Here is a 9,254-nt window from a genome sequence, read left to right as displayed (position 1 = left end):
GCGACGAGGGCTTTGGTGGCTATCTCGCTTTTACACCACTTGACTGGACACTACCGGATCAGCGGGCGGATGCCGTGATCGAGCGCTGAGATCGGAAGAAGACCGCGTTGCGGTCGCGCGCTATATCGTCGCCAATCCGTTGCGCGCTGGCCTGACTGAGCATCTCGCTGACTACCCGCACTGGGATGCAATATGGCTGTGAGTCGGCCTAGAGGCCGACGTTGGACTGAAGTCCAACCCACAGGGTGTCCTTACCAGAAGTGAGTAACCGGCCCCTGTAGGTCGGGCTTCAGCCCGACAATCCGCCCACCGGGGCGGCTGGAAAGAGCTGAGCGTGATCCTTGCGACTGAAGTCGCACGCACTTGCAACCAAGTGTTGGACTGAAGTCCAACCCACACAGGGCCCCACACCCTGTGGGTCGGGCTTCAGCCCGACAATCCGCCCGTGAGGGCGGATGGTGACCCCGAGACTCTCGCTCCCTTCTCAATTCCCCTAAACCCCGCCTCGTTGAGATACAATCCCGCGCTATTCAATCCGAGTTAAATGGGAAGCGGATTCATGTGCGGAATCGTCGCAGCGGTAGCCGAACGGCAGGTGGGGCCCATCCTCCTGGAAGGATTACGTCGCCTGGAATACCGCGGCTACGACTCGGCCGGGGTGGCATTGCTGGATGAGGAACAGGGGCTGGCTTCGGCGCGTGCCGTGGGTAAGGTCGCTGCCCTTGCCGAGAAGCTTGAAGCTACCCCCATCACCGGTCAGCTCGGTATCGCCCATACCCGTTGGGCCACCCACGGCGTGCCGGTCGAGCGCAATGCGCACCCGCATATCGCGCCCAATTGCGATCACGGCCGGGTGGCGGTGGTGCATAACGGCATAATCGAGAACTTCGCCGCATTGAAGGCCGAACTGGTCGATAGCGGCTGTGCCTTTGCCTCGGATACCGATACCGAGGTCATCGCCCACCTCATCCACCACCAGCTTGAACTCGGGCTCTCCCCGGAAGCGGCCTTCCATGCCGCCGTGGATCGCCTGCAGGGTGCTTTTGCGCTGGCGGTGATCGTCACCGATGCCCCCGAGACACTGTTCGTCGCCCGCCAAGGCAGTCCGCTGGTCATCGGTGTCGGTATCGGCGAACACTTCGCCGCCTCGGATGCCCTCGCGCTGCTGCCGGTCACCCAGTCATTCATCTACCTGGAAGAGGGCGACCGGGCGGTTATCACCCGCAAGCGGCTGGCCATCACCGATGCGGCGGGCAATCCCGTCGAGCGCCCGGTGCGCCAGTCGGCCCAGCGGGCGGAAAGCGCCGATCGCGGCCGCTTTCGCCATTTCATGCTCAAGGAAATCCATGAGCAGCCGCAGGCCATTGCCGACACTCTCGAAGGGCGCATTGCCCACGGCCATATCCTGCCGGCGGCGTTCGGCGTCGGTGCCGACGAGATCTTCGCCTCGGTCGAACGCGTGCAGATCATCGCCTGCGGCACCAGTTACCACGCCGGCATGGTGGCCCGCTACTGGTTCGAGGACATCCTGCGTTTGCCCTGCGCCGTCGAGGTGGCCTCCGAATTCCACTACCGCAACCCGGTAGTAAGCCCCAACACGCTGATCGTCGCCCTGTCGCAGTCCGGCGAGACCGCCGACACGCTCGCCGCGATCCGCATGCTCAAGCGCGAGGATCCGAAGCGCCCAGTGCTCGCGATCTGTAACGCGCCCGAATCCTCTCTCGTACGCGAATCCGACCTTGTGCTGATGACCCGCGCCGGTCCGGAGATCTCGGTCGCCTCGACCAAGGCGTTCTCGACGCAACTCGTCTCGCTCGCCCTGCTGCTGCTCGCGGTCGGACGCGCGAGCGGGCGCATGGGCGAGGAAGAGGAGAAGCGCATCGTGGCCGGACTAGAGAAGGTGCCCGGTCGCATCCAGGACGCACTGGATCACGGCGACCGAGTGCGAGAGCTCGCCGAGCTGCTGGTGGACAAGGAGCATGCCCTGTTTCTCGGGCGCGGGCCGATGTACCCGATCGCCATGGAAGGCGCGCTCAAGCTTAAGGAGATCAGCTACATACACGCCGAAGCCTACCCGGCAGGTGAGTTGAAGCATGGCCCGCTCGCCCTGATCGACGAGACCATGCCGGTCGTCACCATCGCCCCGCAGAACGAACTTCTGGACAAGCTGAAGTCAAACATCGCCGAAGTGACCGCACGCGGGGCCGAGCTGTTCGTGTTCGCCGATGAGCGCGCCGGTCTGCATTCTGCCGACTTCATGCACGTGCTGCCGGTCACGTCGAACGTCGGTCGTATCAGCGCCCCGATCATTTTCAACATCCCGTTGCAGCTGCTCGCTTATCACGTCGCGGTGTTGAAAGGCACGGACGTCGACCAGCCGCGCAATCTGGCCAAGTCGGTCACGGTGGAATAGGCATTAATTCAAGGAAATGGACGAATCGATGAACGAAATCCAACACCATCAGGCGCCATCCCCTAATCCGCCCCGTTTCGATGACGAGATCGACCTCGTGGATCTGGCGCTTGCCCTTTGGCGTCGCAAGTGGACCGTGGTGATTGTCGCGGTCGTCATTACCGCATTGGCCGCCGTGTTCGCATTCGCCCGGGGCGAGACGGCAAAGCCCGCTTCATTCGCGTCGATCTACAGCCTTCCCAAGACCTTTGATGAGAGTGGGGAAGGTCGTTTCGTCATCGAGCCCGGCGCGGTGATGCAGGTCAGCCAGCGGGTGTTCGTTCCCAAGTCCTTGAAGGAGGACCAGAAGGCCAACCCACCGGAAGAATTCCGAGAGCTGGAGGTCACGCTCGATCAACCCGAGGACACGGCGCTTGTCGTGCTCGAGACGGAAGCCACCGCGGCCGAGGCCAAACGCGTCGAGGTGCTGCATGAATCGATCACCGACCGGATCGCGAGCCTGGTCGAGGGCGAGATCGAGGAGCTGCGCGGGAAAATCGAGCGTCGCATCGAGATGCTGGAAACCCGTCTTGCGAACGCCGAATCGCTGGCGGAATCCCTGGCCCAGGCGGGCGGGGATCTCGCGGACATTTCCCTCGAGATTTCGGAAGTGAAGGCAGACCTGCTGGCGGCCGAATTGCAGAAATCGTCACTTAATGGCGGCCGCCTGGTCGAGCTTGGCCAGCAACGTGAACTGGAGGGGATTTCCAACCCGTTGATCATGGCCCTGGGCGGGATTCTTGGTCTGTTTGCTGGCCTGTTCGCCGCCCTGATGGCGAACTTCATCGCCGCGGCGCGTGAACGCCTGCAGGATCAGGCGTCAAGCAATACCGATAACGAAGAAGAATAAGTACAGACAGAGCATTCCATGACCAATACCGTTACCTTCCAGGCCCCGAAAGACATCCGCATCGCTATGATCGGCCTGGGCTACGTCGGCCTGCCGCTGGCCGTGGCTTTCGGCCGCGTCCAGCCCGTTGTCGGCTTCGACATCAACACCAAGCGCATTTCCGAGCTTAAAGAGGGCATCGACCACACCCGCGAAGTCGAGCCGGACGAGTTGGCGGAGGCGACAGAGCTCTCCTTCACTGACCGGCTGGAAGATATCGCCGACTGCAATGTCTTCATCGTCACCGTCCCCACTCCGATCGATCGCTACAAGCGCCCTGACCTGGGCCCGCTCATTTCCGCGTCGAAGACGGTCGGGCAGGTGCTGAAGAAGAACGACGTGGTCATCTACGAGTCCACCGTCTACCCCGGTGCTACCGAGGACGACTGCGTGCCGGTGCTCGAACGGACCAGCGGCCTGACCTTCAACCGGGACTTCTTCGCCGGTTACAGCCCCGAGCGCATCAACCCGGGCGATAAGGAACACCGCGTCGCGGACATCATGAAGGTGACCTCCGGCTCCACGCCCGAGGCGAGCGAGTTCATCGACGGCCTCTACCGTCGCGTGATCAAGGCCGGCACGCACCTGGCCCCCGCCATCCGCGTCGCCGAGGCCGCCAAGGTGATCGAGAACACCCAGCGGGACGTGAACATCGCGCTGGTCAACGAACTTGCCATGCTGTTCAACAAAATGGGCGTCGACACCCAAGCCGTTCTCGAGGCTGCGGCTACCAAGTGGAACTTCCTGCCCTTCAAGCCGGGTCTGGTCGGTGGGCACTGTATCGGTGTCGATCCGTACTACCTCACCCAGAAGGCCCAGGAAATCGGCTACAACCCCGAGATGATCCTTGCCGGCCGTCGCACCAACGACGGCATGGGCGAATACGTCGCTGCGCAGGTGGTGCAGTTGATGACCCGAAAGCGCGTGCAGGTCGTCGATTCCAAGGTGCTGATCCTGGGCCTGACCTTCAAGGAAAACTGCCCGGATCTGCGCAATACGCGCGTGATGGACGTGGTGCACCACCTGGAGCAATACAACGTCGACGTGCACATCCACGACCCGTGGGCAGACGCCGACGAGGCCATGGACGAATACGGCATCACGCTCGACCCTGCGCCGCAGACCGGCGGCTTCGATGCCGTCATCATCGCTGTCGCCCACGACGATTTCCGGAACATGGGTGCGTGCGGCATCCGCGCCCTGGCCAGAGAGGGAGGCATCGTGTACGACATAAAGTATCTGCTTGCGGTCAACGAAAGCGACGGCCGATTGTAAAATTTGAGTACTCACCTTTTGCGGGCAAAACGGCGCTTACGTACAAAAAACGTCCCGAAGGACCGCCTTTAACCGCTAAGCTCAGCGGTTTCTCACGCGGGCCGTGATGCAGGGGGTAGGCAGTACAGGACCCACTCGGCCCGGATGAGCCAGAACACTCGGATACAGACTCCTACTAGATTCCAGGCCAATATTCGATAGCCCCCATGATGACCAGTATCTTCCCTTGATTCGATCATCCATCCAACGCGCATTCGGCACACTACGTGGCAACGGGCTACGTGCCCAGTTGCTGCGTGGCGGGATCGGCAGCCTGGTAATCAGAGCCGGTAACGCCCTGCTCGCATTTGCCGTAGCAGTTGTGTTGGCGCGCATGTTGGGACCCGAGCGCTATGGGATCTATTCGTTCGCTCTGGCCATCCTAATGCTCACGGCCATTCCCGCCCAGGTTGGGGTGCCGCAACTCGTCGTCCGCGAGACGGCCAGATCGCAGGTCACGGGCGATGGTGGGGCAATGCGTGGGTTGTGGCGATGGGCTAGTGTGGCGGTGCTGTTGTTTTCAGGCGGCGCATTTTTGGTGGTGGCCACGCTCACGCTATGGACACACTCGTTTGGTGAAAGTAATCGCGTCGACACCTTGTTAGCAGGATTGGTCCTGATTCCTCTCATGGCGTTTACCAACGTCGGTGGGGCCTGTGTTCGGGGCTTGCGTAAGGTCCTCTTGGGGCAGTTGCCGGAAAGTATCGTGCGACCAGGGGTCCTGCTGCTTTTGCTTTTGGGTTGGTTAGCTTTCGTCCAGCCAAAGGCAGAGTTCTCGGCGGAACGGGCAATGTTGCTTTATGTGGTTGCTGCCATCGTAGCGCTGATTGTAGCGACATTGCTGTTGTGGCGTTTGCGCCCCGAAGAACTACGCGCGAACCCCGAGCCGGTCTATCGCTCATCTGAGTGGCGAAGTGCGGTAATTCCGCTTGCACTGATAAGCGGTCTGCATGTCGTAAATAGCTATGCAGACTTGATTATCCTAGGACTGTTTCGTCCGGATGACGAGGTCGGGATCTATCGTGCGGTTGCGCAATTTGCGTTGCTGATAATTTTCGGGTTGCAGGCGATTAGCCAGGTTTTGCATCCACATTTTGCAAGGCTTTACGCAATAGGAAACAAGAAAATTCTCCAGCGTCTCGTGACCACAAGCGCCAGAGCAATCCTGGCGCTGGCATTGATCCCGTTTCTCACAGTTCTGTTTTTTGGGGGGGATCTCCTTAGCCTCGTATTCGGGTCTGAATACACTGGGGGAGCGACGGCCCTCGTTATTTTGGCGTTCGGGCAGTTGGCCAACGCGGCATTCGGGTCGGTGGGGGCCTTGCTGAACATGACCGGCCACGAACGAGACACGATGCGAGGCATGTTGATAGCTATGGGAGTCAATGTGGTGCTCAACGTCGTCTTGGTCCCCATGTACGGGATGAATGGCGCTGCTATTGCGACTGCGACGTCGCTTTTTCTATGGAATGCAGTCCTTCGCCACTATGTCCGTAAGCGGCTCTCAATAGAGAGTTCTGCTTTTCGAGTTGGATGAGAGGATAAACTGACGTCGTAAGCAAGCTTTCGGAAAATGCCATGATATATGGATTGTCATTATTTGGTTGGCAGCGTTTTTGGTCATATTGTTGTTCCACTTATCAAGCGCCAATTGCATTTAGATCAAATTTATTCTTGACTCGCGACTCGATATTTTAATTGTTCTGCCTTTAGGTAAACACTGACTTTTCCGGACTGGATGTTCCCGACGTGGCGACCAAAGTGGAGAAGTGCAGAGCAAATTATCCTTTTTCTCGCCAAGCATTAGTGTGGTGACGGTATGAAAAAAAATCTAGTTGTTCATGTGGGGTTGCCAAAAACTGGGACAACCTATCTCCAAAAAAAATGCTTTCCAAAACTGGTGAGAGCCACTTATTTTGGCAAGCATTATGAGGCTAATGAGAGCGACAAGGCAAGGCATGCTTTTATGCGGTTTTTAGAAGGGGGGGGGAAGCAGTATGAAAGGCTAAAGAGTGAATTTCTGGGTGAATTGGATAAGGCTCCGAGTGACGTTGTGCTAATTTCAGATGAAATGATATTGGTTGACACACCAAAATGCACATGGCAAAAAAAGTTAGCCCGAATTTCAGATTTAAGAAAAGACCCACGGTTGGGTGGTATTGAGGTCGTGGTAATTTTTAGAAATCCTGTGGATGCGGCTTATTCATTTTATGTGGAGTGTCAGGCGCTTCTATCCAGTACGTTCCCGAGTTATTCAATGTTCGTCCTGCAAAGCAACCAGGCGCAAATATTTAATTTTGATAAATTGACCACGGAGTTGTCAGTAAATTTTAAGCCAGATGAGTTTGGTGTTTTTTCCTATGACCGTTTGTGTAAAAGACAGAACGGACTGGCTTCAGTAACAACGGATATTCTGGGGGAGAACATAGCCGATCAAAACATTGTGGCATCAATAGAAAACAAGAAAAAAGTGCGTGGTGATAGTTACTATTCGAATTCCGTTAGTTTATTGGAAAAACTATCCTCTCAGCGATGGACGAAAAGTGTATTGAGGCGAATTCCTAGAATATATTATGGATGGCTCGCATCAATTTTCTCACAGATTAAAGTGGGTGATCCAGTATTGGTAACTCGGGATGAGAAACAGGACCAGGAGATCAGCCGCGCTCTGAACGTGGAATCTGAGCGGGACTCTTTGCCAAAAACCCCGGGCGACGTCAAATATGTTGTGGTGCAGTGATAGGTTATGTCGATTGAGCATGTACGTGCCGCTGTTATTAGTGGTTGGCCTTTGGGTTTTTTCGTATGTGGCATATGAGTCCAATGTCATCATCGTTTACCCTGAAAGTAATAGCGTTTTGTTGGGGATGTTTTTTCTCGCATCTGTCTTTGCGGCATCTTCCGGTTATCATCTTGGATTAGGAAAAAGGGTCGGAGCTTCACATTTCCAAAATTATCGCTCCTACGCAATTATTGGGCTCGTAAGCTATCTGGCGTTATTTCTACCTGTTGTTTATAACTACACGGGAAACAATGTCTCAAATATTTTGACTCTGTTTTTGGAGCCGGGAACCGCTTATAGCAATATGCAGTCCCAGCTAAAGGAGGGGAGAGAAGGCAGAGCGTGGCTCCTGGTTGTCAAAATATTGGTGGCGCCATTTGTGCTTTTTGCGCTTCCTTATTTTGCATATAGGTTTTTCAAATTTAGAAAAGACGGATTTTATTTCTTTTTAATAGTGTTTGCTTTTTTTCTTATGTCGGTGTTTCGCGGCACTGATAAAGAGGTTTTTGATGTCTTTGTTTGGTCAATTGCGGTTCTTATCGCCGTGCGGCCGCTTTTTTTGTTCGTGCCTTTCCGTAACTTAACTAACTTCAAATATATTACGATTTTTGTTTTAGTATTGGTTGTTGTCTTTTCTTTGTTCTCTTATAAAAAAAGCAATCGTCTCGGAGAGGTTGAAACTCGTTGTTATTCAGGGACGGACATTTGTTATGAATTGGATAGATCTGATGCGACTCAGTTTGTGACAGTTATGGGGTATTCGTATTTAACTCAGGGATATTATGGGCTTTCTCGAGCCTTCGATGCCGATTACGATTACTCGTGGGGTATGGGGCACTCCCCAAGTCTGCAGTACCTTGGCGCAGCATTGTTTGATATGCAATTTGATGATAACTTGGTTTCGAGCCTTGATGATGTCGGCTGGGTTTCCAGGGGGCAATGGAGCACGGGGTTTGTCTGGCTTGGGAATGATATTCCGCTTGCTGTTATCCCTCTTTTTATCTTCTTTGCGTTCTTCCTTTTGTCGTGGTCTTATAGAGAATTCAGGGAAACACAAGAAATTCTTGCTTTGGTGGTGTTTGTTTATGGGTTTTATAATTTACTCTATATGCCGTTGAACTTGCAGCTTCCGAAGACTGGTGATTTATATTTGGGCTACTTGTTTCTTTTGCTTGTTTTTATTTTTAGAAAACGGCGACGTGTGGCGAATTGTTAACGAATTTTTTGTGGGGTGCGCGGTGCTGACAGTGCTATTGTTGGTAAAGAAATTTTCGTTTGTTCCTAGTGGCGCTTGGTTGTTCGATGACATGGTTTTAAGTCTAATTGATAAGGGTCACCGTGTTTCCGTTGCGTTTCTTGATTTGTCTGGAGAGCACAGCCGGTCGGTTGAGCGCGTTACCGACAAGCTTACGGTTTTCACTTATCCAGTAACCGCTCGGTCTATGCCGCTTAAGGTCCTCCAGGTGGTTTTGGGTAATATTTGGCTGCTGTTGAAAATACGTACTTTTGAAATCAAGCGTTATGACCTTTTGTTAACAAGCAGCGTAGCTTCGCTGTTCTTGCCTTTTTTATATCTATCGAAAGCCCTCATAAAGGTTCGCGTCAGGTTTTTGCTGCTTTGGGATTTTTTTCCAATCCATCATATGGAGATAGGCAAGGTTAAAAAGGGGCTTGCGAGCAGGATGTTGTACGGCGTCGAGGCGCACTCTGTAAAAAGCTTTGATGGTGTTGGGCTTATGAGTCCTAAAAATATTGAATTTTTGGGTATACGGATTTAATGGTTGATGGGGCACCTTCACCCCATCAATCTGATACCA

General features: G+C 54.7%; 7 protein-coding genes and 1 pseudogene. All 8 read left to right on the top strand.

Annotated elements, in window-relative coordinates:
• Window positions 1-67: 67 nt before the first annotated feature.
• Window positions 68-202 (top strand): annotated as a pseudogene (locus D5687_RS11380) (transposase); the annotation flags it as partial.
• Between the two features lie 357 nt (window positions 203-559).
• Entirely contained in the window at window positions 560-2,413 is a 1,854-nt protein-coding gene (gene glmS / locus D5687_RS10825; protein ID WP_125199794.1) for a glutamine--fructose-6-phosphate transaminase (isomerizing), read from the top strand.
• Window positions 2,414-2,441: 28 nt separating this feature from the next.
• A complete protein-coding gene (locus D5687_RS10820) occupies window positions 2,442-3,302 on the top strand; it encodes a Wzz/FepE/Etk N-terminal domain-containing protein (protein WP_158611869.1) in 861 nt (286 codons plus the stop codon).
• 18 nt (window positions 3,303-3,320) lie between these two features.
• Window positions 3,321-4,616: a Vi polysaccharide biosynthesis UDP-N-acetylglucosamine C-6 dehydrogenase TviB gene (gene tviB / locus D5687_RS10815; protein ID WP_125199792.1), complete on the top strand. Its 1,296-nt coding sequence runs from the start codon at window positions 3,321-3,323 to the stop codon at window positions 4,614-4,616.
• Between the two features lie 226 nt (window positions 4,617-4,842).
• The gene (locus D5687_RS10810) at window positions 4,843-6,192 is read left to right on the top strand and encodes a flippase (RefSeq protein WP_240031491.1); all 1,350 of its coding nucleotides are present in this window, start codon (window positions 4,843-4,845) and stop codon (window positions 6,190-6,192) included.
• 282 nt (window positions 6,193-6,474) lie between these two features.
• Complete coding sequence (locus tag D5687_RS10805; protein ID WP_125199791.1) at window positions 6,475-7,395, top strand: hypothetical protein; 921 nt, start codon at window positions 6,475-6,477, stop codon at window positions 7,393-7,395.
• Between the two features lie 19 nt (window positions 7,396-7,414).
• A complete protein-coding gene (locus tag D5687_RS10800) occupies window positions 7,415-8,653 on the top strand; it encodes a hypothetical protein (RefSeq protein WP_125199790.1) in 1,239 nt (412 codons plus the stop codon).
• Window positions 8,637-9,215, top strand: coding sequence for a hypothetical protein (locus D5687_RS10795; protein ID WP_125199789.1), 579 nt, complete (start codon window positions 8,637-8,639; stop codon window positions 9,213-9,215). Before D5687_RS10800 ends, D5687_RS10795 begins: the two co-directional genes overlap by 17 nt.
• The last annotated feature ends 39 nt before the right edge of the window (window positions 9,216-9,254 follow it).

Origin of the sequence: Guyparkeria sp. SCN-R1 (genome assembly GCF_003932495.1) — a bacterium.
Classification (GTDB): Bacteria; Pseudomonadota; Gammaproteobacteria; order Halothiobacillales; family Halothiobacillaceae; genus Guyparkeria.
The sequence above is the reverse complement of the archived record's forward strand: the minus strand, read 5'-3'. Positions and strand labels throughout refer to the sequence as shown.